Below are 23346 nucleotides of genomic sequence, written 5' to 3' on the forward strand. Positions count from 1 at the left end.
TTTACAGCGAGTCAATCAGCCCATTGCGTTCTTCCGGCACCGGGGCCGTCCACCAGATCGGACCGTTGCCACAATAAGTCGGCACCACCAGACCATCGCTGACGGTTTGGTACATCAACGCCTGCTTATAGGCGACCAGCGTGCCGTGATAGTCATCACCCACGGTTCCTGTGTACCAGGCGGTGACGATTTGATAGAGGAAATCGTGCAGACCTGCGCTGTCGGCTTTCGCCAGCAGTTGTTGCGCAGACATACCGGGTTGTAACAACAACGCAAGCTGTGTCAGGCGGGGAGCGAACTGCGCATCGCGCTGACTAAAAGCGGCAAAAAAACGCGCCGCCAGCACCGTATCCAGATGCTGATGTTCCGTGATGGCCTGAGAGAGACTGACAAACTGCTTCACCGCATCGCTACCACTGACAACGCTGGCGGCAAACGCCCTGCCCGGCAGGCTTGCGACGACACCGGTCAGCGTTAAACCCAGGGTCGCAAAGAGAAATTCCCTGCGGCTGGAACCGGTTCCATTTTTGCTGGCAGAAACGGTTTCAGTTGGAAAATGTCGTTTCATGGGATACCTGATGTTGAGAAGAAAGGAGCACCAAAGTTACGGGTAACATCCTACCGTTTAAGTTTCAAAACTGTTATCAGGTTTTTATCAGATTCCGTACTTTTGTCGGGGAGATAGCACTAAATGATAAAGAAATGTGAAATTGGTTAATAAAAAAACATCAGCAAGTTATGACGTTTTTTATTACCGTTTCGAATTTAAACCACGCGCGGCAGGCGTTGTAGCGGCGCGATTTATCGCGCAATTGTTTGCATGATGCCGGATAACCTGCGCGGTAAACCGCGCCGCTACGAATAGGCCTGAGATGACTGAATCAACGCATTTTAATGGTGCAGCATCTCCTCCACGACCTCGGCGGTCTGCATTTGCCAGGGATAGTAAGTGGGCCAGTTATCCATCTCACTCAACAACGCTTCCTGGGAGGTGTTGCCGGTAAAGATATGGAAATGCGACGATTTTCTCGGGCCGATGATGTGATCGCTGAACTGAACGAATTTCGGCGCCGGGCTGTTAGCATCCTGACAGGTGAACAGGTAGCGCACGCCCTTCTTCCCGGATGTATAGGTCAGAATTTTGTGTCCGTCGTAGCGGTAGTGGCAGGAACTGGACTGCGCACCAATATGGAACTCCATCACACCGTCTTCGATGCCGATGGTATCAACCTGCGTGACATAGCCTTTGCGGTAATACGCTTTGACGTCGGCAAAGGTTTTGCTGGGATCTTTTTCCACCTTCTTACGCAGCACCGGATCGAGAGCGCCGTTAACCAGTAACGGATAAACCGATTGCCATACACCGTCCCAGTCAGAGAGGGTGCGGTCTTTAACATCCTTATCGGCAAATACGCCCTCTGCCGCTTTCTGCTCCATTTCCGTAAGTGGCTTACCGTGCGCATGATCCCCATGCGCCAGTACCGATGAACTCAGGCCAATTAATCCCAGAGATAACACGATTTTTTTAATTTTGCTTACCACAACCAGACTCTCCATTGGTTAAAATGGATATGTTATATCATAACAATTTGTAACGCAAAGTGTATGCGGCCAAAGGCGTTAACCAGAACGAACAAGGTTTTTTCAGGGAACGACAAAAAGAAGCCCAAATTCATTTGGGCTAATCGGACGTGAAGAATGTTTATTATGATGTGGCATAGAGAAGTCATTGCCGGCTTCTCGTCAGGCAGGCTCAGAGTAAACCAATCCTTAACATGTTATTTATAATCTGGTGCGAAGATCTGTACCGGGCGCCCCCATCGCGACACAAATGTAATCAAATGAAAAAAAATTCGCGTAAAGTTAATGGAGTTGTGGCAGAAGTTTGCCTGCGTGTTAATTAGCAGTTAAAGCTAAAATTCAGTTGGCTAAAAGGTATTTATTATTCCTAACGGTGGTGATTACCTGCCGTGCGCAACCGTCGATATTTATCAACGAAGATTAAACGACAACAACCCATCGTCATACGTATAACTGGCTTACCAGTCACGTTGAGGAGTCAGATATGAAAGCTTTAGTTAACGACATCATTTCTATTTTTACTGAAAAGACAATTAACCCGGTACTGGTCCGTTCAGGATTATCTCACCGTGAAATTGCCTCGATCCACCCGGTTGGGGTTACCAGCGTCAGTTGGGTGACCTCTATGGAAGAACTTAATGACGCCTTTGTGAAAAAGGCGCTGGAAGCGGGTGCCGTGGGCTACCACATCACCAATGTCGATTCCCATCAGCCGGGCAATGATGGTCAGCATGTGATGGCGGCGACTGCAACCCTGTATCATATTAATGACAAAGTGGCTTACGGTTAAAACGTGGATTACCGAACAATCTGGCACACAGCAGGCACATCGCCAGGCACCATTCCCCTGGCGATGTGCATTTAATCAGGTGAATAATTCCGCCCCGATATATGAACCTTCAGCCGGTGCCGGTGGAATAAAGAAAATGGCTGAACCAATATGGGAAATATATTCATTCAACGCATCTGCCGCGCCCAGTTTAGCCTGTAAGGTTTCAAAATGTGCCGGATCATTCTGATAACTGATAAACAGCAATCCCGCATCGAGAAAGCCGAGATTATTTAAGCCATCGGTATAATTATAAGAACGTCGCAGGATACGAATACCCTGATTATTCTCATGCGCCGCCAGGCTGATATGCGCCGTAGCCGGAATAACCCGTTCACCGCTTTGATCCTTGACCTCAAAATCAGGCTGATCAAACTCTTTATGACCGCTCAGCGGAGCACCGGACAGCTTATGGCGACCAAAGATATTATTTTGATCGCTGACGCGGTCCACATCCCAGTTCTCGATGTGCATACGAATTTTACGTACCACCTGATAGCTACCCTGCTGCTGCCAGGCCGGACCCTCATTAATCCACACATGGCGTTTGAAATCGGCTTTCTCGGTGATATTGCGCGTACCATCCTTAAAACCAAACAGGTTGCGCGGCGTGGATTGCCCCTTACCTGCGGAGGCGCGGCCAAATCCCAACACCGACCAGCGTGTCGCCGCAGTGCCCGTCGCCTTGGCGATACGTGCCAGGTTACGCACCGCGTGATACGCCACCTGTGGATCATCAGCACAGGCCTGAATCGAGAGATCGCCCCCGGTCAGTTCCGGATCAAAGTTGTCGCTGGGTAGCTGAATCAACTCGCGCATCAGCGGCGGCTTCTTCCCTGCCAGGCCCATTGCTTCACTGAAAATACGCGGCCCCAGACCAACGGTGACGGTTAACGAGGCGGGCCCCAGATCCATCGCTTCGCCGGTATCGCCCCCCACTCCGCTGTTGCGCGCGGGTTCAATCTGACCAATGGTTTCGCCGCGCATCATCTGCGCGATGGCGGATGACCAGCGCGCCAGCAAAACCTGGAGATCGCGCGGATTCTGCGAGGTCAGGTCAAACGCCATAAACATAATATGGCGCTGCGGGGGTGTTTCGATACCCACCTGACCACCGGTGCCATAAAAAGCATGCTCGCGCGACAGGTCAACACGATCTTCGGGATTATGCTGCGCTTCAATCTGTCCGTGCGCCGAACTGACTGCCGGAATCGTCAGGGCGCTGGCGACCGCCCCTTTCAATAAATCTCGCCGGGTGAAATTACCGGCCTCCCTGGCCGGTTTGGACTTATCGTTCATCGATTATTTTCCGCTGGTTGCGACTTTTTCAGCGATTTTGGACAACGGTTCCTGCAACGCCTGTACAGCACGGCTCAGTTTGGCACCCTCTGAGGCCTTCAGTTCGGCGGTGTAGTACTTGTAGCCACCCGGAATCGCCGGGTCGCGGTAAGTTTCCAGTAACGCGCGCACTGCCGCGAACTGCTCGGTGACACGCTTGGTCAGATCGGGATCGATTTTTTCCAGACCCGGTTTCAGGAAGGCGAATGCCTGCTCAGCACCTTCGATGTTACCGGCGAAATCGATCAGATCGAGATGGCTGAAGGCTTCTTCTTCGCCACTGATTTTGTTGCTCTGAACTTCTTCCAGCAGATCCGCAGCACCGTTTGCCAGGTCTTCCGGTTTGTAAGTCAGTTGCTTAACCTGCTCATCCAGTTTGTGTACGTTGGTTTGCAGTTCAGCCGCCAGTTGTTTGGTTTCCGGCGTAATCGCTTTTTTGCTGAACAGCTCACGTTCAATGGCGTGGAAACCGTGCCAGCCCACTTTCGGGTCGATGTTGGACGCACGCATGTCGACTAAGTAATCAAGGTTGCCTGCATTATCGGTGGCTTTAAAGCCCGGTAACACGAAGCCGCTGACGTCAGATTCGATACGTTCGTAGAACGGACGCGCTTTGGCGTAGTCTGCTTTGGCTTTTTCCAGATCGCCCGCATCAATGTCTGCCTTCAGACGATCGACCGCCACCACCATGGCATCCACTACGCCGTTAACATAGCTGGCATAGCCTTTGGTGCCCTCTTCCAACAGCGTCGCGACGCTGCCGGTCGGTGCTGCCGCCGCTTTACCGGTGACAGTAAAGTTAGTCAGCTCTTGTTTCGCTCCCGGGCAATAAATCTGGTAGGTGCCGCCGTCCAGCGTGACGGTGAATTTCACCGCAGGCAGGCCCGGTGCGAGGTTCTCTTTTTCGCCCAGAATACGGTTGTCGCTTAACAGTTCCAGCTCAGTCAGTGAGGTCGCGGTTTTATTGACCACGGTGAAGGTGACCGGACCGGCTTTCGCCGAAGTATGGTCGATATGGCAGGTGCCATCGCCTTCACTGGTCATGGTGATGTTGACCTGTGAAGCGCCGTTTTTCACCGGCGCTGCCGTAGCCGCCTGCGCATCCACGGACAGCATTAAAGCCGCAGAAATCCCTGCTGCAATCAGCGCGTATTTTGTAGAGAACGGTTTTGTCTTCATCGTGCCTTCCTGTTTATTTTTCAGGCAGTTGGTGAGTTGAACTGTCCAGCAGTCCCTGTTTGCTGCGTCCTCGGGCACGAACACCTTTCAGCCGCCGGAACTGGCGACTGGCTGAGAAAAAGCAGGTGAAGGCCAGAATGGCAAAAAGTGAAGGTAAAATAACGGCCCAGAAGTGCCAGATATCATGAGCAACAACCGCATCACGCAAGCGTTGTTCAATATCCTGTGACCAGGTCGGGCTGATCTGCCAGTCGCACCCGGCTTCTGCGTTACGCGCCCGCGCGCTGATGGTGCGGGGAGACTGGAGGCCACCGCCCGATAACGTGATAAAGGTGCCGGCCTGAGATTCCGCGCTCACCAACACGCCACGTCTCATGGCGGCATCAACACGGCAATTCACCGTCCATTTGGCGTCATAAGGACCGGGATGTTGTGACGGACTTAAGCCAACCGGGATGCGGTTGCCATAGGCGGCCATGACCTGGTCGAGCGTCAGCGGTGAACTGGCATCGGCGGGTTCATAGCTGAAACTCGCCTGCCACTCCTGACGCCCCGAGGTGCTGACGTTGCTGAGCTGATCGGCAGGCACCACCAGCGTTTCCGCTGCCTGTCCCTCAAGCGTCACGGCAAACTGTTTGCCCGCGCCTGGCTGGCTGCTGATATGGCCGACCGGTTGCTGCGAGGTGCGGCTAACCAACGGAATTTGATCGGGAATGTCCACATCCGGTGCCGGATAGCCAAAGAACAGTAACAACGCGGTGATCGTCAGGCCCGCACCGGTCACGGTGGTGAACTGTGCGGCTCTTTTTGGTGTCGGTCTTAAGTGGGCAGGCCAGTAGATCATCGCCGCGACCACCACGATATAGATAATCCAGCCTGCGAATTCCACCAGACGCGGATCTGCCGGAATACCCAGCACGCCGGTAATCAGCGCCGATTGCACGGTGCCGGGAGTAACCAGCCAGCTCAGGTCAACAATGCGTTGTTGTCCGGTGTTTAACCATCCCGCTTCATGCGCGCTACGTAACGCGGAGATAATTAAACCGGCCGCAACCAGGATCAGGAACAACCCGGTAAGACGGAAGAAACGCGACAGGTTAATACGGATGCCACCGACATAGATGCCCCATCCTACCAGGACGGCAGCCAGTAACCCCAATACGGCACCCACCGCCGCCCAGGCAGCCGACTGTGAAGCGGAAAAAGTCGCCAGCAGAAATACGCTGGTTTCGAAGCCTTCTTTCAGTACCGCGAGAAACGCCATGCTGGTCAACGCCCAGGCGCTGGAATGGCTGATGGCTTCTGCTGCTTCGGTTTCCAACTGACGCTTGAGGTTGTGCGCATGATTGTTCATCCACATCACCATGCCGGTGACAAAAAACACTGCCACCAGACCGATAATGGACTCCATCATCTCCTGACGCGCCTGTGGTAACGCGTTTTCGGTCAGGTTCAGCACAAAACCCACGCCAAGGGAGAGTATCACCGCACAACCGACACCCAACCACATCGCGGTGAGCGAACGGCCATTTTTGCGTAAGAAAGCGGCGATAATGCCTACGATTAATGCGGCTTCAAGGCCTTCGCGCAATGCGATAATGAACGTGGCCAGCAAGTAGAGTGCTCCCAAAAGTGGCTAAAAGCGAAATGATAATAATTATTAGTATCACTCCCCGTGAGAATAATAAACATTCCCGCTAACCAGCATAGTAAAAAAAGGAAAAACTCTATTTGCCCGTGACATTGCCAGATATTATTTTGTTTCCTGATGTGAGCCACATCTCAACATTAAGTTAACCTTAAGAATTAAGGCGACTCCGTTAAAAGACACAAGGTAGCGGCGCGATTTTAACCCTAAAAAAAACAGCGCGATAAATCGCGCCGCTACGCAACCGGGGAGAGATGCCGCCATCCCCGGTGCTTATTTCGTTGATTGTAGAGATATGTAAAGGGAACAGCTTGATATGTCTTGTAATTTTATTTAACTGCTGAATTATTGGTCCAACAGGTGCGGCTTTCTTGCATGCTTAAAATTGTTGATTTATTTGCTGTAGCATTTTATTCACTGCGGTTTTAGGTTGCAGGCGGCAGCGCCTGTAAGATGCGTCCGGCCTCAGCGGCGCTCAATGGATACGCATAAAACTGGCGATAAAAATCGCGCGTGGCGTCGACGATATTCAGATCGGGAAACAGCTCAGGATGCAATTTGGCTGCGGCCCATTGAATCTGGAGCGCCACCTCGGTGCCATAGCGATCCCACGGAAACACCCCTGCCGGATTCTGCCACACCCGATGATTTTTCACCGCATTGACGCTGCCAAACAGCGCAGCGTAATCGGAATCCGCCAGGGTTCCCGCACCGGCACCAATAATGATCACATCCGGGTTCCAGCGAATCACCTCCTCTGGGGAGATCGGCTTCATATTGCCTTCAATGCCCGCCGCAACATTGCGTCCTCCCGCCAGCGAGATCCAGCTATCAATCAAGGTAGCGCGGCCATCCACTTTCAACGGATGCAGCGACTGAATATGCAGCACGCGAGGACGCTGACTGGCACTCAACCCCTGTGTTTTCGCCTGAATGCGGGTAATTTGCTGATCGAGATAATGGTTATACGCCACCGCGCGTGCCTCGGCCTCAGCCGTACCGACCACCTGCGCGGTGGTGGTGAGGGAGCGGCGCAGCGAGGCAAAGTCATCAAATTGCATCTCCAGCACCGGGATCCCCGCCAGCCGGTAAGACTGGGCATCAGGATCATGGGCCGGAACGAAAATCGCATCGACATGACGCGCCACCAGCGCTTCGCTGGCGAAGGTTTTACCGTGCGCCTGTAACGCCTGAAACAACGTTGGCTGCACCTTAAACATCCAGGGGCGATCGGTCGGATGATTCACCGTCGCCACAATACGATCCCCCGCTCCCAGCGTCATCAGCAACGAATGGTGAGCGAACCAGGCATCGGCGATATGCGTCACCGGATGGCTAATTGCCACCTGCTGACCCACATCGTCCGTCACCGTTTGGGCCTGAGCCACAGCGCTAATTACCAGCAGCGCCAGCCCGCAGAAAGGTTTTAACATGGCCTTGCTCCCGATCAGAAATTGAGTTGCATGGAAACCTGAACCATACGCGGTTCGCCCAGTTGCGCGCTGGCATAGCCAGAACCGCTGTAGCCGTTTAGCCCACCCGGCACGATATTGGTCCAGTAGTGGCGATTGGTCAGGTTAGTGACATCAAGGCGGAAGGTGGTGGCGGTGTTGAACAGTTGCGTCTTCCACGCCGCCCCCGCATCCAGCGTGGTGTAACCGCTGACCCAACCTTCGTTCTGGTTGTCGGTACTACGACGCCCGACATAATGCATGCCGCCGTGAATATCGGTACCGCTCAGCATTGGCAGGTCGTAAGCGGCAAACAGGCTGGCAACATAGCGCGACAAACCGACGATTTGTTTATTCTCCGTCTGCGCGCTGGCGGTTTTCAGCAGACGCGGGTCCAGCCAGGTCATGCCACCATAGACGTGTAAACGCTCGGTGACATCGCCGTCGGCCATCAGCTCAATGCCCCGGTTACGCTGCTCACCGTCCACCGCATAGTCACCGTTGGCGTTGGTATAGGCATAAGGACGCTTGATCTGAAACAGTGCGGCGGTCAGCAGCAACTTATTGACCGCCAGCTTGCTCCCCACCTCAACCTGACGGCTACGATACGGCGCCAGGATGTTGCCTGCGTTGTTGGCGGTGGCGGGTGCGGTGTCGCCCTGTTGCAGGCTGTCGGCGTAGCTGACATACAGTGTCAGCGGATCCACCGGCTTATACATCAGGCTGGCTGAGCCGCTAAAACCACTATTTGACGACTCGCTGCTGCGGCTGCCGGTTTTGCTGTAGTTGGCCGAGCTAAGCAGGCTTTCGCTGCCCGCCAGCAGCAGGCTCCACTGCGGAGAAAACGCCAGATTATCGCTGAGCAAAAACGCATGTTGGGTGGCGGTGGCTGAGTGATAGCGATCGGTAAAATCGGGATAGTCCGGCTCGGCAAATGCCTGGGGATTATCCAACGACGCGCTGCCCAATGTGCTGGTGCCACCGGCTTTCGGGTTCATATTTTTCCAGACGAACCCCCGTACCCCGGCGGCGATTTGATGGTGGATCCAGCCGGTATCTACTTCACCATTGAGGTTTGCCAGGTAACTGTTGATGGTAAAACGGCTGGCAGTGGCGGATGAGGTGGTGGTGGTGTAATGCCCCTGGTTATCGGTAAAGGTATTGGTCACCGCTGTTGACTCACGGTCGGCAATTTGACGCAGCACGGCCACCTCGCCTTGCCAGTTTCCATCGAAATCGTGTTTCAGATGCACGCCCGCCGTCAGGGTGTGGTTATTGTCCCCGGCGTAGGATTGACCGAGATGGGCGGTTTTCGGATCCGGTGCTGCCGGAAAGGTCAGACCGCTACCCAGCGCGAATTTACCCGGCAGCCCTTTGTCGTAAAAATGGTAGTAGCTAAAATTGGTTTCCAGCACCGTCTGATCGGTGAGATTGGCATCCAGCGCGAAGCTGACCAGTTGGCGGCGCTTTTTGCTGCCTGTGACGTAGCCACTGCCTTCATCATCCAGCAGATTGAGGCGATAACGCAGCCGATCGTTATCATCCAGTGGACCGCTAAAATCCCCCGCCAGCAAATGGCTGATACCGGTTCCCGCGCCGATAGTGACGCTATGTTGTGGGGAATCGGTGGGACGTTTGCTGACAAAATTAAATAATCCCGCCGGATTAGCCGGTCCATATAGCGAACCGGCCAGACCATTCAGCACTTCCAGATGGTCAAACTGCGCGGCGGCGTAATCCGTGGTGGAGACGACATTCAATCCGTCAATCATGCTGTTCTGCACCACGCTTCCTTGCATACCGCGCGTTTGCGGTCGGGCACCATCCCCCTGCACCGAAGGCATATAGCGATAAATATCGCTGATACTTTTTAGCTGTTGGCGTTTCATTAATTGCGGTGAAACCGTTTGCACTGACCAGGGCGTATTACGGATTTCCTGGCTGCCTGAATTACCTAACGTGGCTTTTTTCTCGACCGATGACGGGGTGTTATTCGGGTTTGCGGTGACGGTCAGAGCGGGTTGTTCCGCCGCCTGGGCGTGAATCGCCATCAGTATGCTGACGCTAATCAGACTGATAAGCGGGGTGTTACGCGATTTAATTTCCATTACCTTGCCATTGCCTGGATTAATAAAATATTTACTTATGGTATTGTTTTGTAAGGTTATTATTATCGTTGTGTAAATTATTATATATCGATAAAAATTAAAAGGGCAATGCTGTATATCCCCTCCACCTCCATCGCTATATACTTCCGCACATATCGAAACCAGGAGTTATTATGAATCGCCCTTTTTACCGTTACGCCCTGGCGGGCGTGTTATTGCTTACCTCTTTATCCAGTTTTGCCAGCCGGGTCGTCACGGACCAGATTGGCCGTCAGGTGACCATTCCCGATCAGGTTGACCGCGTGGTGGTACTGCAACATCAAACCCTCAATTTGCTGGTGCAACTCAATGCCACCGACAAAATCGTCGGTATTCTCGCCAACTGGAAACAACAACTTGGCGATGGCTACGCCACGCTGGTGCCGGAACTGAATCACAAAGCGATGCTCGGCGATCTCACTCACGTTGATATGGAGAGCCTGGTGGCGCTGCACCCGCAGGTGGTGTTTGTCACCAACTACGCGCCGAAGGAGATGATCGATAAAATTTCCGCGCTGGGCATTCCGGTGATCGCCATCTCGCTGCGCCATGATGACGCCGGTCAGCAAGGCAAAATCAACCCTGCCATGCAGGATGAGGAACAGGCCTACAATCTGGGGATTAAGGAAGGCATCACGCTGATTGGCGACGTGGTCAACAGACAAGCGCAGGCCAAAGCCTTGATTGCCGCCGCGTTCGCCGGTCGTCAGAAGGTCACCGATCGTCTGCGTTCCGTGCCTGAGCAACAACGGGTACGGGCTTATTTGGCGAACCCGGATCTCACCACCTACGGTGCCGGAAAATATACCGGGCTAATGATGTCTCACGCCGGGGCGTTGAATGTCGCCGCTGCCACCATTCTGGGTTTCAAACAGGTGAGCATGGAGCAGGTGATTGCCTGGAATCCGCAGGTCATTTTTGTGCAGGACCGCTACCCACAGGTGGTGGATGAGATCACGCACAGCGCGCAATGGCAGAGCATCGATGCGGTGAAGCACCATCGTGTCTGGCTGATGCCGGAATATGCCAAAGCCTGGGGTTATCCGATGCCGGAAGCCATCGGGCTGGGTGAATTGTGGATGGCGAAGAAACTCTACCCGGAAAAATTCCGCGACATCAACATGCAGAAGGAAGCCGATCGTTGGTATCAACAATTTTACCGGACACATTATCATGACACCGCTGCGCGTCCTGGCAGCAGGTAGCCTGCGGCCCGTCTGGCCAGCGTTAGTGGCGGCCTGGGGATCACCGGTCAACACTGATTTCGGCCCGGCGGGTTTGCTGCGTGAACGTATTCTGGCCGGGGAAAGCTGTGACCTGTTCGCCTCTGCGAACACCGCCCACGCGGAGCACTTGCGGCAATGCGGGCTGGCGCAACAAACCGGCCGCTTTGCCGCCAATAGCCTGTGCCTGACCGTGAAGCGCGATCGGGTCAGACCGGGAGAGGATTGGTTAACCGTGCTGACTCGCCCTGACCTGCGACTCGCCACCTCCACGCCGCATAGCGATCCTTCCGGCGACTATACCTGGCAATTGTTTGCCGCCATTGAACAGCGGCAGCACGGCATGGGTCGCTTACTGGAGAACAAAGCCCGTTGCCTGGTCGGTGGGCCACAAAGCCTGATCGTGCCACCCGGCGAGTTGGCTGCCCGATGGCTGCTGGCTCAGGATCATGCGGATATGTTTATCGGTTACACCAGCTACGCACCGCGCCTGGCCGTATGTCCTGAGCTGCACATCTTCACCATTCCGCCAGCCTGTAACATTCGGGCCGAATACGCCTGGGCGCTTTGTCAGCCGTCAGCACAGTCACTGGCAGATTTTCTGCAATCCCCTGTCGCTCAACAGATTTTAAGTCAAAACGGATTTTTGCCCGTAATGGCTTGATCTGGCGCAGGGAAACGCCGCCTTCAGCGCGAAATTATTTTATGGTTATTGCGCGCTGAAGGCGCTTTTACGGAAAAACATGATCCAGATCACATTTACCACACTGATGACCGAGGGGGCTTAAAACCCCACAAAGGCTGCAAGATGGACAAAATAGCGTCTAATCGGCCCATTCCCCTGCCTTTTATGCTCCATCCCGCATTAGGGAAATTTAATAATTAGCCCTCAATAGATCACCCCGTAAAAACATCTTTTTTTATTACGAAACAATTTGTCGTATTTATCGAGGTGAGCAGTTTTTTTATTCTGGCAGGATACGCCGCACTTAGCGTCTCCTGGTCTTATTACTGTCATGCCGTGGTTTTCAAAAAACGCCGTTTTTTTTGCTGTAAAAACCTGTCTGGCCGCCTTTCTGGCATTGTATTTTGCACTGGAACTGAATCTGGACAAACCGGCCTGGGCACTGACCACCGTGTTTGTTGCGTCGCAACTCTATTCCGCCTCGACCATCTCCAAATCGGTGTTCCGTCTGCTCGGTACACTGCTGGGTGGGGTGTTTATCTTTTTTATCTTTCCGCTGACGGTTGAACACCCGTTGCTGTTCAGCCTGTGCGTCTCGCTGTGGGTGAGCGTCTGCCTGTATCTGTCGCTGCACGACCGCACCCCGAAAAGCTATGTCTTTATGCTGGCCGGTTACAGCGCGGCGATCATGGGGTTCCCGGAAGTCACCACCCCGCTGGGGATCACCAGCACGGTGTTGTCACGTATTGAGGAGATTACCCTCGGCATCGTCTGTAGCAGCCTGGTGCATGGTTTGTTGTTTCCGGTGTCGATGCGCAGCCTGCTGGAACAAAGCGTCAGCCAGTGGTATCTCAACGCCCGTAAGCTGTGCGGCGACCTGCTCTCCGGTATCCCGACTGCGAAATCACCGGAACGTGACGATATTCTGATCCGCATGGCGACCAACCCGCAGCAGGTGGAGATTTTGATCACCCACTGCGTGTATGAAGGGAATGCCGCACGCCAGTTGATTCGCCTCGTCAGCGTGCAGTACCAACATCTGTCGTATCTGATCCCGACACTGATCGCCATCGAGATTCGCCTGCAACGCTTAGCAGAACTGAACATCATCTTCCCGGAAAATGTGGCGCAAACCTTTCGCCAGTTTTTGCTGTGGTTGCATGATGGAGAAGCGGTGGGCGACACCCACGACATTCAGCAAGCGCTGGCCGCCTGTCAGGCGGAACTCAACCAAGCCTGGCGACAAGGGGAATTACCCACCGAATCCTGTCTGTTGCTGACCGGCGTGCTGGAGAGGTTGACGGATTTTGTTCGCATTGCCGGGGCGTATCAAAGTGTGGGAGGGCTGGTCAGCGACCTGTCCGGCGACACCTCGCTGGCACGCGGCAAACGCACCCATCGCTTTTATGATAAGGGTTTAATTCGCCTCTCGGCGTTAACCGCGTTTTGCGCCACCTTCGGCTCCTGTCTGCTGTGGATGGCAACTGGCTGGCGTGATGGTGCCTCCGCGCCAGTAATGGCGGCAATCCTCAGCTCCTTTTTTGCCAGTCTCGATACCCCACTCACCTCGATGAAGCTGTTTGTGCGTGGCGTGATCGTCGCCATCATTATCAGCGTGGTGTATGTGGCAATTCTGCTGCCCCAGGCCACCTCATTTGAGGCGCTGATGATTTGTCTGGCGCCCGGCCTTATTCTGCTGGGAATGATGATTGCCCGTCCCACCACCAATATGATCGGCCTGAGCGTCGCCATCCAGATCCCCGGTTTTATCGGCCTCGGTCACCATCTGCGCCCCGACCTGGTGGCGCTGTTTAACACCGCCATCGCCTCAATGACCGGGGTGTTGTTTGCGGTGATCCTGACGGCGATTATGCGTAACAAGCGCCCGTCCTGGACCGCGCGTCGTGCGGTACGTATCGGTTTGCGTGAGCTGCTGCGCTTTATCAAAGAGACGGAGCGAAATGGTTCTTCTCTGCTCGGACGTCAGCGCTATATCGGCCTGATGCTGGATAAGCTGAACGTGGTGCTGCCGCGTCTGCGCCTCGATCCGCAACCGGATATGACCGCTGCCGGCATGTTATTGACCGAGGTGTGGCTGGGGGTAAACAGTTTTGACTACTACGCGCGCCATAAGGATCTGCTGGCAAAATATCAGCTCGATAGTGGACAGATGTTTCACGAACTGGGGCTGTTTTTGAAACGCCGCCTCAAATCGCTACAGACTCCGCCGCACCCGGACCTGCTGGATGAAATCGATATCCTGCTGCTGATGCTGGAACGGTTGGCAATGTGGGATGAAAGCCTGCTGACGCCGCTGTTCCATCTCGCCAGCGTACGTCTGTATCTGTTCCCCCACCAGGCGTGGCCGGTGATGAACAGCCGCCAGGCAGAGTTGATGCAACAGAAGATGTACCGACTGCCCCTGCGTTAAGCGCTGGACGCAGAATTCGGTAGCGGCGCGATTTATCGCGCGGGTTTGAACGTCAGCGCGCAGGTGATTGCGCGATAAATCGCGCCGCTACGGGCCTGTACATGCATGACGTAACAGCTCCAGCACCGCCGTCATGCCACGGTTGACAATGCGGTCCTGGCGCATCACCGTACCCAGCGTACGCTGTAAGGCGGGCTGCGGTTCCAGCACGCACAATCCCGCCCGATCCTCCGGTTGTGCCAGCGCCATAGCCGGCACCAGGCTGTAACCCAGCCCGGCTCGAACCATCCGCTTGATCGCCTCAATGCTACCCAACTCCATCACCGGCGTGGCGCGCACCCCGGCCTCGCGAAACCAGCCATCAATCACTGCGCGTGTACCGCTACCCGGTTCGAACACAATCAGGGGCAACGGGGCCAGTTCCGCAGGCTCGACCGCCGCTGCACTGTCGCGCGCCATAATTAGTCGGAACTTTTCATCGTACAACGCGCTGACATGCACGCTCTGGCTGGCGACCGGCAGCGTCACCAGGCCAATATCCACCTGATTTTCCTCCACCGCACGTATAATGGCCGCGGTGTTGCCGGTGCGCACATCCACTTTTAACTGCGGGTGCTGCTGGCGCAGTTGTTGCAGCAAGGGCGGCAGCAGATGAATGCAGGCGGTCGCGCCCGTCCCGATGATCACCGTCCCGCTGATTTCCTCCGCCTGCTGCGTCACCGCCGCCAGCGCGGCAGCGATAGCGCTGGCAATATGTTCGCCATGTTCGAGCAACGCCAGCCCCGCCGCCGTAGCGCGCACCCCGCGCCCGGTGCGTTCAATCAGCCGGGTTTGTAGCGATTGCTCCAGTTGACGAATTTGCAGACTGACCGCCGGTTGCGACAGGCCGAGCACATCGGCGGCACCGGAAAAACTTCCCCGGCTAATCACTAACCGGAAGGTGTCCAGATGATCAAGATTGAGACTGGCCATCTCTAAAAATTCCTTATAGCGCGCATAAGCAGGTCGCGCTGCCATTGAGTAAGCCAACAGGGTAGCCTGAAAGCAGATAACAAACGAGAGCGGTAACGATGGAAATTTTGCAGGCAGAAGAACAACATATCCCCGGCATCCAACAAATTTATGCCCACCATGTCCTGCATGGTTGCGCCACTTTTGAAACCGATCCCCCCGATGATGCCACCATGCTGGCGCGCCTGCACAACATCACGGCCGCCGGACTGCCGTGGTTGGTGGCGGAGGAAGATGGCGTGGTACTCGGCTACTGCTACCTGTCGCGCTGGCGTGAACGCTTTGCCTATCGCTTCAGTCTGGAAGATTCGGTGTATATCGACCAGCGCTTCACCGGACGCGGCATTGGCCGTCAGCTGCTGGCGCGGGCACTGCAATGGGCCGAGCAACAGGGGTATCGTCAGATGGTTGGCGTGATCGGCAACAGCGAGAACAGCGCCTCTATCGCCCTGCACCGCTCTGCCGGCTTTACCGTGACCGGCACCTTACACTCGGTCGGCTTCAAACATGGCCGCTGGCTGGACACGGTGATTATGCAACGTGCCTTAGGTGCCGGTGACAGCACCCTGCCCTGAACAATAACGAGTGAACAGGTTAACCAAGGCGATCACCTGATCATCCAGCGGAATCAGCTCCTTTTTTACAATAAGATGCATTGGCGTACTCCGGCGGCCCCCGTGATTGAGCGGCAACGGTTGCAGCACGCCAAGCTGCAACGCCTCGGCGATGCGCCCCTGTGGTAGCCAGCCGTACCCCACCTGATGCATCACCGCCTCAATGGCGGTATCCACCGTGGAAAAAAACCACTGCTCGGATTGCCCCACCGAGGCATGCGGTGCCTGCGAACGCGAAGTACCGATGCGAATTTGCGGATAGCGCGACAGATCATACTCGGTGAGCGGCTGCGGCAGCGACAGCAGCGGGTGATCGCGGTGGATCACCGCCAGAAAATCGACGTTCATCAGCCATTGTCCCCGCCCGGAGACATCTTCACGTCGCGTCATCACCATCACATCCGCATCGGGAACGGCGGGATGCAGGGGATCGTCATATTCCAGCACTTCGGTAAGCTGAATTTGTGTGGCCGGATAGCACTGCTGGAACTGCTGCAACACCCGGAACAACGTCTGGCGCGGGAAAATATTATCCACCACCAGTTCCAGTTGGGTACGCGCTCCGTTATGCAGGCTGGCCGCGCGCACTTCCAGCGCGTGAAAAGCATTGAGCAACGGGCGCACCTGCGCCAGTAAGGTTTCGCCTTGTGCGGTGAGCAATGCCCGGCGCCCTTCGATACGCAACAGCGCAATGCCCAGACGCTCCTGCAACAGCGAAAGATTGTAGCTGACGGAGGACTGGCTGCGGTTCATCGCCTCTGCCGCCTGATTAAATCCCCCCAGTTCCACCACCTTATCGAGGATTGCCCACTGCTCCAGCGTGGTTCTGAACATAAACACATCCAATTTTTAGATGAAACTCATCCAAAATTAGCGTTATTCATTCAATTTTTACAGCGATATCGTAGGTGCATCAACTGAAGGAGATCAACAATGAGCAATTTCAATAAAGAAGATTTGAGCGGTTTTATCGGTAAACATCTGGTCTACACCTACGACAATGGCTGGAACTATGAGATCTACGTGAAAAATGCCACCACACTGGATTACCGCATTCACAGCGGGCTGGTGGGTAACCGTTGGGTGAAAGGCCAGCAGGCGTATATCGTGCGGGTGGCGGCTGACGTGTATAAAATTTCCTGGACGGAACCGACCGGCACCGACGTCAGCCTGATTGCCAACCTTGCTGACCGCGTGTTCCACGGCACCATTTTCTTCCCGCAATGGGTGATGCTGAATCCGGAAAAAACCGTCTGTTTCCAGAACGACCATTTGCAAGAAATGGCGGCGTATCGCGAACAGGGACCGGTTTATCCCACCACCGTCATTGACGAGTTTGCCACCATTACCTTTGTGCGCGACTGCGGTCCTGATGACGACAGCGTGATTGCCTGTGCGGCGAGCGAGCTGCCCGCCGACTTCCCGGCTAACCTCGGTTAATCACCATAGGCGGCGCTGTGAAAATCGATTTCCCAGCGCAGCACCTCGGCATACAGCGACGACAGTCGCTGTAGTTCGCTTTCCGACAATGTCAGCGCACAGGCATCCAGTTCCGCTTTCAACCAACTGGCCTGTTGGTAAAACGCCTCTTCCGCATGCAGTTCGACCCAGCGGCGGATATCCGTATCGCGTTGATGTTGTTGCGCCACCCGTGCGCACCAGTGGTAATACATCCACTCCGCGCCAAACATGATGGTGATGATCTCGGCATAACTTCCCTGCTGCGCTGTGTGTAACATCCCGGCGTCAAAGCGTTTCACCCCCGGTACGTCTGCGGGTACGCTGGCGGGATCAATAGCGCGCCGGGTATACACCTCTTCGAACCAGGCAATCTGCGTATCCACCAGTGCGTTTAACACGGTGATCAACCAGCGCTGCTGACGGATATCCGGGGCTTTACTGATACCCAGCGCAAAGATGGCAATCGCGGTGGCGACAAAGTTGCCTTCAAACACCAGATAACGATTGAATACCGCGCTATCCAGCTGATCCTGTTCAATATCCAGCACAAAGCGATGCTGCTGCATCGCCTGCCATAACCCCTGATGCTCCTGTAATAAGCGGTCAGTGAATGACATGGTTATTCCCCCAATGCCGCTTTCGCAATGCCCATAAAATGCTTCACGCGCGCCAGTTCCACTTCGTTCCACCATACGCCGTCCCGCTTCAGCGCACTGGCGACAATCACCCCCTGAGTACGTCCGAGGATTTCGCACACATTACCCGGTGTCACGCCCGACCCCACCAGCAGCGGCAGCGAGGTGGCGCTGCGAATTTCGTCGATCTCGCTCAGGGTGGCACTATCGCCGGTGCGTTGCCCGGTAGCAATCACCGCATCCGCCTCAAAAAATTCCACGTCACGGGTAAGCTCGGGGATGGAACGATCGGCAACAATGGCGTGGCTGCCGTGTTTGACATGGCTGTCAGCAAACACCCGGATATGCTCGGCACGTAACTGGCTACGATAACGTAGCGCTTTCGCGGCAGCCCCTTCGATCAATCCTTCGTTGGCCACATAGGCATTGGCCCACTGGTTAACCCGGATAAAATCGGCCCCGCCCGCCAGTGCCGTTGCCAGCGCCGGGATGGCGGCATTCGCCAGCACGTTAATACCCAACGGCACGCCAAAGCGGCTGCGAATCTTTTCAGTAATCACCGCCATCAGCGCCGAGGTTTCCGGGCCAATATCTTCGGGCTTAGAAAACGGAATATCGCCATGATTCTCAACAATCAAACCATGCACGCCGCCGGAGAGATAATTATCTGCATCACGCAACGCGCGATCAATAATATCACCCACTGACGATCCACGATATTTTGGCGTGCCGGGAAAAGCATCGCAATGAATAACGCCAATCACTGCTTTTTGACGCAAAAATATCGCTTGTATTGCATTACCCTTTTCTGCTGAGATAACTGCCATCTTAATCACCTTTTCGAGAAAACCATGCATATTTACGTATGCGGTAATATTACCGTCGATGAATTCTGGCAGGTTGATCATTTTCCTGCCGAGGGCGAATCCGCCCTGGGAAATAAAGTTCATAGCGATGTTGGCGGTAAAGGTGCCAATCAGGCCATGATATTATCCCGCTGTGGTCTTACGACGTCATTAATCACCGCGACCGGCGAAGATTCGCAGGGTGAATGGTTACGCCAGCGCGCCAGTGATGAAAATCTGCTGTTATTACCTGCCGTTGCCAGTGTTCCCTTCAGTGATAACTCGGTTATTTTCACCACCGCTAACGGTGATAACGCCATTATGACCAGCAACGCCGCGGCAAATAGCCTGACGCCGGAACGGGTCAGCGACTGGTTAAAGGCCGCACAACCCGGCGATATTTTTCTGCAACAGGGCAATCTCAGCGCACCCACCACGCTGGCGCTATTCCAGTTGGCAAAATCGCGTGGCATGACCACGGTATTCAACCCCTCCCCGGTCAACCCGGCGTTTGTGGATTGCTGGCCGTGGGTCGATATCGCCGTGGTTAACCAGGGCGAAGCGGCGTTGCTGAAACCCAGGCTGCCACCACACGGCAGTCTGATCATCACCCTTGGTGCATCCGGTGCCGAATTACAACGTGACCAACAGCACTGGCAGGTGCCTGCCATTCAGGCTGAGGTTGTTGATACCACCGGCGCAGGTGATACCTTCCTCGCCGTGCTGCTTGCTTCCAGCCTGCTGCGGCAAACCGCGCCGGATAGCCTGGCGTTACACCACGCGACTGCCGCCGCCGCCATTACCGTCAGCCGACGCGGCACCTGGCGTGCCTTCCCGACACGCGCAGAACTGCAAACCCTTCTTTCTCGTATCCCGCAACCGTAACGGCGCGATTCAGATCTTATTTAAACATTGAGCGGTAGCTGCCAACGTTCTCTTTGGTGACGACCGTCGCCGGAACCTGGATCTGTTTGGCTACCGTCTTACCCGACGTCAGGGTATTGAGCGCCTTCACCGCTTCCTCACCCATTTTTTCCGGGTCTTGTTGCAGCACCGCCACCACATAACCCTGGTCGATGCCGTTGATCGCGCGCGCGGTCAAATCCCAGCCAAACACCTTGATATCCTTCTGGCGGCCCTGGTTCTCTACCGCCGCAATCGCGCCCAGCAGCGCCGGTTCACCGGTGGCGTAAATGGCGGTCAGATCCGGGTTGCCGGTGATCAGGTTTTCCGCTGCCGTCATCGCGTCATCCTGGATGTTGCGGCCATCGACCACATCCGCCACGCTGATGTTTTTATTACTTTTAATCGTATCTTCAAAGCCTTTCTGGCGAGCGTTCTGGATGGCGGAGTTCAACGCGCCAACCACGCCGACTCGTGCTTTGCCGCCCATACTTTTGTCGACATAACCGAGGAAATATTTACCGAGGATCTTACCGCCTTCGACGTTATCCACCCCGACCTGCGCCGCTTGCGGGCCTGCCGGTAATACCGCATCGATGGCAATCACCGGAATATTTTTCGCCGCCGCTTCTTTAATCGCTGGCATAATGCCATTGACATCGATGGCGTCCACCATAATGCCTTTTACGCCCTGCTCGATATAGTTTTCTATGGCATCATTTTGTGAAACCGGATTATCGTTGGCATTAAAGATAACGACATTTTTACCGCTGGCCTTGGCCGCTTCCTGCGCACCTTTATTCATCAGATTAAAAAATAGCGCCTGCTGGTTGATTTGCACCAACGCATAATCTGCTGATGCCGCCAGCGCGGAAGTGGTGATTAATGAAGAGAGAAGCACAACACAGGAAAACACATTTTTCTTGCTGGTGTTAAATAACATCATCGTTGCCCTCGTCAAAAAGAGTCTGCACCCCAAGTGGGTAAGTTTTTTGCGGGACAAATATCTTTAACAGCAAAGAATAACTTTGCTGCCTGCACAGGCGGCCTTTATTACTTTTCCGTCATGAACTCCGTTCAGTGAGCGAGTGAAAAGCGCTAAAGGAAAAACGACATCGGGTAAACTGGCTAATAACATTCTCTGAACACCAAACAATGTCAAGTAAATATTTTGTATTAAAACGCTGTCGCTGGCAGGGAAAAATGTGTTAATGCTGTGCCGATAAAAGGTGTGCATTCATGACAAAAAAACGCGTATTACTTTCCGATGTCGCGCAACTGGCCGGCTTATCCAAAGCCACCGTGTCGCGTTATCTTAATCATTCGCTGGTGCTGCCGCAGGATACCGTCACACGTATCGAAAATGCGATCCGCCAGCTCGATTATCGTGGCAACTCACTGGCGCGTCGCCTGAGCAAAGGCGGCAGCGAAACCCTGGGCCTGGTGCTGCCCGATATTACCAACCCCTTCTTTGCTGAACTGGCGGATGCCGCCGAAGAAGCCGCCTCACAGCATGGCTACAGCCTGGTGCTGTGCATCACCCGCAACAATCCCGACAAGGAGTGCCAGTTTATTCGCTGGCTGGATACCTGCCAGGTGGATGGCCTGCTGTTTACCACCAACCGCCCGGATAACGGCCTGCTGCGCAAAGAGGTGCAGCGTCAGCAGCGAATTGTGTTACTCGACGAAGATATCCCTGGCAGCAGCGTACCCAAAGTGTTCGCCGACAACGTGCAGGGCGGCAAGCTGGCAACCGAACAACTGATCGCAGCCGGCCATCGTCATATCGCCTTTGTCGGTGGGCCGGATGCGCTGATGAGCGTGCGCGAACGCTACCAGGGTTTTTGCGCCGCCATGCAGCAAGCCGGGCTGGAAGTGGTGCCGGAGTGGGTATTGTTTGGCAAATATGAACGCAGTTTTGGTGCCCAGGCGCTGCACCACTTCTTTGCCGCCGAACAGCGTCCCACTGCGGTGTTTGCCGCCAGTGACTACCTGGTGCTTGGCCTGCTGGATGGGTTACGTGAACAGGGCTTACGCGCCCCGGACGCATTGTCGCTGGTGGGTTTCGATGACGCCAGCTATGCCGAATTCACGCAACCGCGCATCTCCACCATCCGCCAGCCCGCACGCGAAATGGGGCGTGCCGCCGTGGAGCAGATGCTGGCGCTCTTGCACGGCGATCTTCCCGCTGCACAGGAAACCCGCTTTCCGGTGGAATGGATCGCCCGTGACTCCATCAGCCGGTTAAACCCTGTGCGCTAAAATGGCGCATCGCTGCACCCTGCTGGCTCAGCATCAGCAAAATCCGTGCTGTTTAGTAAACCGGTTTACTCAAAAAATAAAAATTTTTCATCCATCTAAACAATCGGTTAGACAGCATTTAATGAGGTGATTTTTTCACCTGGCACAGTCTCTGCTATCTTTCTCCTGGCGAACAAATATCTCTGCAAGACATGCGTTGGTCAGCGGCACGTATTACGCGCATCGGGTAAACCGGTTTACAAGATGTGAACCTTTACCGCGTGATACGCCCGCTGATGCAACGTCTCCGTTTGATTCACAAGGGGAGTGTTGAGATGCAACAGCAGCAACGTGCCGCCCCGGCACGGGTTGAGATGGTCAATATCACCAAAACCTACGGCTCGATTCGCTCGCTACGCGGCGTCAATCTCGAGCTAGCCCCCGGCGAAGTGCTGGGTCTGGTAGGCGACAACGGTGCCGGTAAATCCACGCTGACCAAGGTGCTTTCTGGCGCGGTGGTCCCCACCAGTGGTGCCATTCGCATCGATGGCGAGGAGCAGCGTTTTGCCAATCCGGCCGATGCCCGTCGTTGCCATATCGAAATGGTTTATCAGGATTTGTCACTGTGCGACACGGTAGACGTGGCGGGTAACCTGTTTATGGGGCGTGAACCCATGAAACGCCTGTTGGGTGTGCCCTTTCTCGATCAACAAAAAATGCACGCCGATGCACGCGAAATGCTGAAGGGTTTGGGGATCTCGATTCCCGATACCCGGCTGTTGGTGCGTAATCTCTCCGGAGGACAGCGCCAGGCGATCGCCATTGCTCGTGCAGCCGCCTTCAACCCCAAAGTGTTGATCATGGATGAGCCGACCGCCGCGCTGGCAGTGGCCGAAGTGGAGGCAGTATTGGCGCTAATCAAACGCGTCAGCGCGCGTGGCGTCAGCGTCATCCTGATCACCCACCGGTTACAGGATCTGTTCCTGGTGTGCGATCGCATCATGGTGATGTACGAAGGCACCAACGTGGCGGATCGTCGGGTGACCGACACCAGCCTGAGTGAAATCGTCAACCTGATCGTCGGTGAGAAGTTCAGCGCGCCGTCTGCCCACGCCCACTAAGGG

21 protein-coding genes are annotated in these 23346 nt (G+C 54.9%); 9 read left to right on the forward strand and 12 right to left on the reverse strand.

Annotation, left to right across the window (positions count from 1 at the left end):
• Position 1: 1 nt before the first annotated feature.
• Together AC6I8T_RS22210 and zinT are read right to left on the reverse strand one after the other, a co-directional pair.
• Complete coding sequence (locus tag AC6I8T_RS22210) at positions 2–568, reverse strand: sugar dehydrogenase complex small subunit (protein WP_497834414.1); 567 nt, start codon at positions 566–568, stop codon at positions 2–4.
• A 323-nt stretch (positions 569–891) separates the two neighbouring features.
• Positions 892–1542: a metal-binding protein ZinT gene (gene zinT, locus AC6I8T_RS22215; RefSeq protein WP_244634057.1), complete on the reverse strand. Its 651-nt coding sequence runs from the start codon at positions 1540–1542 to the stop codon at positions 892–894.
• A 523-nt stretch (positions 1543–2065) separates the two neighbouring features.
• Between zinT and AC6I8T_RS22220 the strand changes: the two genes are divergently transcribed.
• A complete protein-coding gene (locus AC6I8T_RS22220) occupies positions 2066–2371 on the forward strand; it encodes a YdgH/BhsA/McbA family protein (protein WP_013511572.1) in 306 nt (101 codons plus the stop codon).
• A gap of 75 nt (positions 2372–2446) precedes the next feature.
• Here AC6I8T_RS22220 and efeB read toward each other — a convergent pair whose 3' ends face one another.
• The 5 genes from efeB to AC6I8T_RS22245 all read right to left on the reverse strand — a co-directional run bounded on the left by efeB (position 2447) and on the right by AC6I8T_RS22245 (position 10134).
• A complete protein-coding gene (gene efeB, locus AC6I8T_RS22225; protein WP_208725622.1) occupies positions 2447–3709 on the reverse strand; it encodes an iron uptake transporter deferrochelatase/peroxidase subunit in 1263 nt (420 codons plus the stop codon).
• Between the two features lie 3 nt (positions 3710–3712).
• A complete protein-coding gene (gene efeO, locus AC6I8T_RS22230) occupies positions 3713–4927 on the reverse strand; it encodes an iron uptake system protein EfeO (RefSeq protein ID WP_415175460.1) in 1215 nt (404 codons plus the stop codon).
• Between the two features lie 13 nt (positions 4928–4940).
• A complete protein-coding gene (gene efeU / locus AC6I8T_RS22235; protein WP_208725624.1) occupies positions 4941–6542 on the reverse strand; it encodes an iron uptake transporter permease EfeU in 1602 nt (533 codons plus the stop codon).
• Between the two features lie 458 nt (positions 6543–7000).
• Entirely contained in the window at positions 7001–8008 is a 1008-nt protein-coding gene (locus tag AC6I8T_RS22240; RefSeq protein ID WP_497834415.1) for an ABC transporter substrate-binding protein, read from the reverse strand.
• A 14-nt stretch (positions 8009–8022) separates the two neighbouring features.
• Positions 8023–10134 carry a TonB-dependent receptor gene (locus AC6I8T_RS22245; RefSeq protein WP_208725626.1) on the reverse strand — a complete coding sequence of 704 codons (2112 nt, stop codon included), beginning with the start codon at positions 10132–10134 and terminating at the stop codon, positions 8023–8025.
• Between the two features lie 173 nt (positions 10135–10307).
• Between AC6I8T_RS22245 and AC6I8T_RS22250 the strand changes: the two genes are divergently transcribed.
• The 3 genes from AC6I8T_RS22250 to AC6I8T_RS22260 all read left to right on the forward strand — a co-directional run bounded on the left by AC6I8T_RS22250 (position 10308) and on the right by AC6I8T_RS22260 (position 14512).
• Positions 10308–11378 (forward strand): ABC transporter substrate-binding protein, encoded by a 1071-nt coding sequence (locus AC6I8T_RS22250; protein WP_497834416.1) that lies wholly within the window; start codon positions 10308–10310, stop codon positions 11376–11378.
• Positions 11347–12060 (forward strand): substrate-binding domain-containing protein, encoded by a 714-nt coding sequence (locus AC6I8T_RS22255; protein WP_208725628.1) that lies wholly within the window; start codon positions 11347–11349, stop codon positions 12058–12060. Before AC6I8T_RS22250 ends, AC6I8T_RS22255 begins: the two co-directional genes overlap by 32 nt.
• Before the next feature lie 352 nt (positions 12061–12412).
• Positions 12413–14512, forward strand: coding sequence for an FUSC family protein (locus tag AC6I8T_RS22260; protein WP_497834417.1), 2100 nt, complete (start codon positions 12413–12415; stop codon positions 14510–14512).
• Between the two features lie 87 nt (positions 14513–14599).
• Here the strand turns inward: AC6I8T_RS22260 and AC6I8T_RS22265 are convergent, their stop codons facing one another.
• Positions 14600–15484, reverse strand: coding sequence for a LysR family transcriptional regulator (locus AC6I8T_RS22265; RefSeq protein WP_208725630.1), 885 nt, complete (start codon positions 15482–15484; stop codon positions 14600–14602).
• A gap of 98 nt (positions 15485–15582) precedes the next feature.
• Here AC6I8T_RS22265 and AC6I8T_RS22270 point away from each other — a divergent pair, with 98 nt between their 5' ends.
• A complete protein-coding gene (locus AC6I8T_RS22270; RefSeq protein ID WP_208725631.1) occupies positions 15583–16098 on the forward strand; it encodes a GNAT family N-acetyltransferase in 516 nt (171 codons plus the stop codon).
• Here AC6I8T_RS22270 and AC6I8T_RS22275 read toward each other — a convergent pair.
• Positions 16069–16971 (reverse strand): LysR family transcriptional regulator, encoded by a 903-nt coding sequence (locus AC6I8T_RS22275; RefSeq protein ID WP_415174437.1) that lies wholly within the window; start codon positions 16969–16971, stop codon positions 16069–16071. The genes AC6I8T_RS22270 and AC6I8T_RS22275 overlap by 30 nt on opposite strands.
• Positions 16972–17070: 99 nt before the next feature.
• Between AC6I8T_RS22275 and AC6I8T_RS22280 the strand changes: the two genes are divergently transcribed.
• The gene (locus tag AC6I8T_RS22280) at positions 17071–17577 is read left to right on the forward strand and encodes a phenolic acid decarboxylase (protein ID WP_208725633.1); all 507 of its coding nucleotides are present in this window, start codon (positions 17071–17073) and stop codon (positions 17575–17577) included.
• Here the strand turns inward: AC6I8T_RS22280 and AC6I8T_RS22285 are convergent.
• Together AC6I8T_RS22285 and AC6I8T_RS22290 are read right to left on the reverse strand one after the other, a co-directional pair.
• Positions 17574–18215, reverse strand: coding sequence for a TenA family protein (locus tag AC6I8T_RS22285; protein WP_497834418.1), 642 nt, complete (start codon positions 18213–18215; stop codon positions 17574–17576). The two genes, AC6I8T_RS22280 and AC6I8T_RS22285, sit on opposite strands and share 4 nt — an antisense overlap.
• Before the next feature lie 2 nt (positions 18216–18217).
• On the reverse strand, positions 18218–19060 hold the full coding sequence (locus AC6I8T_RS22290; RefSeq protein WP_497834419.1) for a BtpA/SgcQ family protein: 843 nt from the start codon (positions 19058–19060) through the stop codon (positions 18218–18220).
• Positions 19061–19084: 24 nt separating this feature from the next.
• On the opposite strand from AC6I8T_RS22290, the gene AC6I8T_RS22295 reads away from it, so the two are divergent.
• A complete protein-coding gene (locus AC6I8T_RS22295; RefSeq protein ID WP_497834420.1) occupies positions 19085–19963 on the forward strand; it encodes a PfkB family carbohydrate kinase in 879 nt (292 codons plus the stop codon).
• A gap of 16 nt (positions 19964–19979) precedes the next feature.
• Here the strand turns inward: AC6I8T_RS22295 and AC6I8T_RS22300 are convergent, their stop codons facing one another.
• A complete protein-coding gene (locus AC6I8T_RS22300) occupies positions 19980–20927 on the reverse strand; it encodes an ABC transporter substrate-binding protein (RefSeq protein ID WP_208725637.1) in 948 nt (315 codons plus the stop codon).
• A 293-nt stretch (positions 20928–21220) separates the two neighbouring features.
• Here AC6I8T_RS22300 and AC6I8T_RS22305 point away from each other — a divergent pair, with 293 nt between their 5' ends.
• Entirely contained in the window at positions 21221–22243 is a 1023-nt protein-coding gene (locus AC6I8T_RS22305; RefSeq protein ID WP_208725638.1) for a LacI family DNA-binding transcriptional regulator, read from the forward strand.
• A gap of 353 nt (positions 22244–22596) precedes the next feature.
• The gene (locus AC6I8T_RS22310) at positions 22597–23343 is read left to right on the forward strand and encodes an ATP-binding cassette domain-containing protein (RefSeq protein WP_497834519.1); all 747 of its coding nucleotides are present in this window, start codon (positions 22597–22599) and stop codon (positions 23341–23343) included.
• Positions 23344–23346 lie beyond the last annotated feature (3 nt).

The organism is Pantoea sp. X-Soil-OKNW-556, from assembly GCF_059730695.1.

Excerpts from the sequence above, each read along its gene's own strand:
- efeB (WP_208725622.1), bottom strand. The coding sequence starts at position 3,709 with ATGAACGATAAGTCCAAACCGGCCAGGGAGGCCGGTAATTTCACCCGG.
- AC6I8T_RS22220 (WP_013511572.1), top strand. The coding sequence starts at position 2,066 with ATGAAAGCTTTAGTTAACGACATCATTTCTATTTTTACTGAAAAGACA.
- AC6I8T_RS22275 (WP_415174437.1), bottom strand. The coding sequence starts at position 16,971 with ATGTTCAGAACCACGCTGGAGCAGTGGGCAATCCTCGATAAGGTGGTG.
- AC6I8T_RS22305 (WP_208725638.1), top strand. The coding sequence starts at position 21,221 with ATGACAAAAAAACGCGTATTACTTTCCGATGTCGCGCAACTGGCCGGC.
- AC6I8T_RS22245 (WP_208725626.1), bottom strand. The coding sequence starts at position 10,134 with ATGGAAATTAAATCGCGTAACACCCCGCTTATCAGTCTGATTAGCGTC.
- AC6I8T_RS22285 (WP_497834418.1), bottom strand. The coding sequence starts at position 18,215 with ATGTCATTCACTGACCGCTTATTACAGGAGCATCAGGGGTTATGGCAG.
- efeO (WP_415175460.1), bottom strand. The coding sequence starts at position 4,927 with ATGAAGACAAAACCGTTCTCTACAAAATACGCGCTGATTGCAGCAGGG.
- AC6I8T_RS22280 (WP_208725633.1), top strand. The coding sequence starts at position 17,071 with ATGAGCAATTTCAATAAAGAAGATTTGAGCGGTTTTATCGGTAAACAT.
- AC6I8T_RS22295 (WP_497834420.1), top strand. The coding sequence starts at position 19,085 with ATGCATATTTACGTATGCGGTAATATTACCGTCGATGAATTCTGGCAG.
- AC6I8T_RS22255 (WP_208725628.1), top strand. The coding sequence starts at position 11,347 with ATGACACCGCTGCGCGTCCTGGCAGCAGGTAGCCTGCGGCCCGTCTGG.
- AC6I8T_RS22240 (WP_497834415.1), bottom strand. The coding sequence starts at position 8,008 with ATGTTAAAACCTTTCTGCGGGCTGGCGCTGCTGGTAATTAGCGCTGTG.
- AC6I8T_RS22300 (WP_208725637.1), bottom strand. The coding sequence starts at position 20,927 with ATGATGTTATTTAACACCAGCAAGAAAAATGTGTTTTCCTGTGTTGTG.
- AC6I8T_RS22250 (WP_497834416.1), top strand. The coding sequence starts at position 10,308 with ATGAATCGCCCTTTTTACCGTTACGCCCTGGCGGGCGTGTTATTGCTT.
- AC6I8T_RS22310 (WP_497834519.1), top strand. The coding sequence starts at position 22,597 with ATGGTCAATATCACCAAAACCTACGGCTCGATTCGCTCGCTACGCGGC.
- AC6I8T_RS22210 (WP_497834414.1), bottom strand. The coding sequence starts at position 568 with ATGAAACGACATTTTCCAACTGAAACCGTTTCTGCCAGCAAAAATGGA.
- AC6I8T_RS22270 (WP_208725631.1), top strand. The coding sequence starts at position 15,583 with ATGGAAATTTTGCAGGCAGAAGAACAACATATCCCCGGCATCCAACAA.
- AC6I8T_RS22290 (WP_497834419.1), bottom strand. The coding sequence starts at position 19,060 with ATGGCAGTTATCTCAGCAGAAAAGGGTAATGCAATACAAGCGATATTT.
- AC6I8T_RS22260 (WP_497834417.1), top strand. The coding sequence starts at position 12,413 with ATGCCGTGGTTTTCAAAAAACGCCGTTTTTTTTGCTGTAAAAACCTGT.
- AC6I8T_RS22265 (WP_208725630.1), bottom strand. The coding sequence starts at position 15,484 with ATGGCCAGTCTCAATCTTGATCATCTGGACACCTTCCGGTTAGTGATT.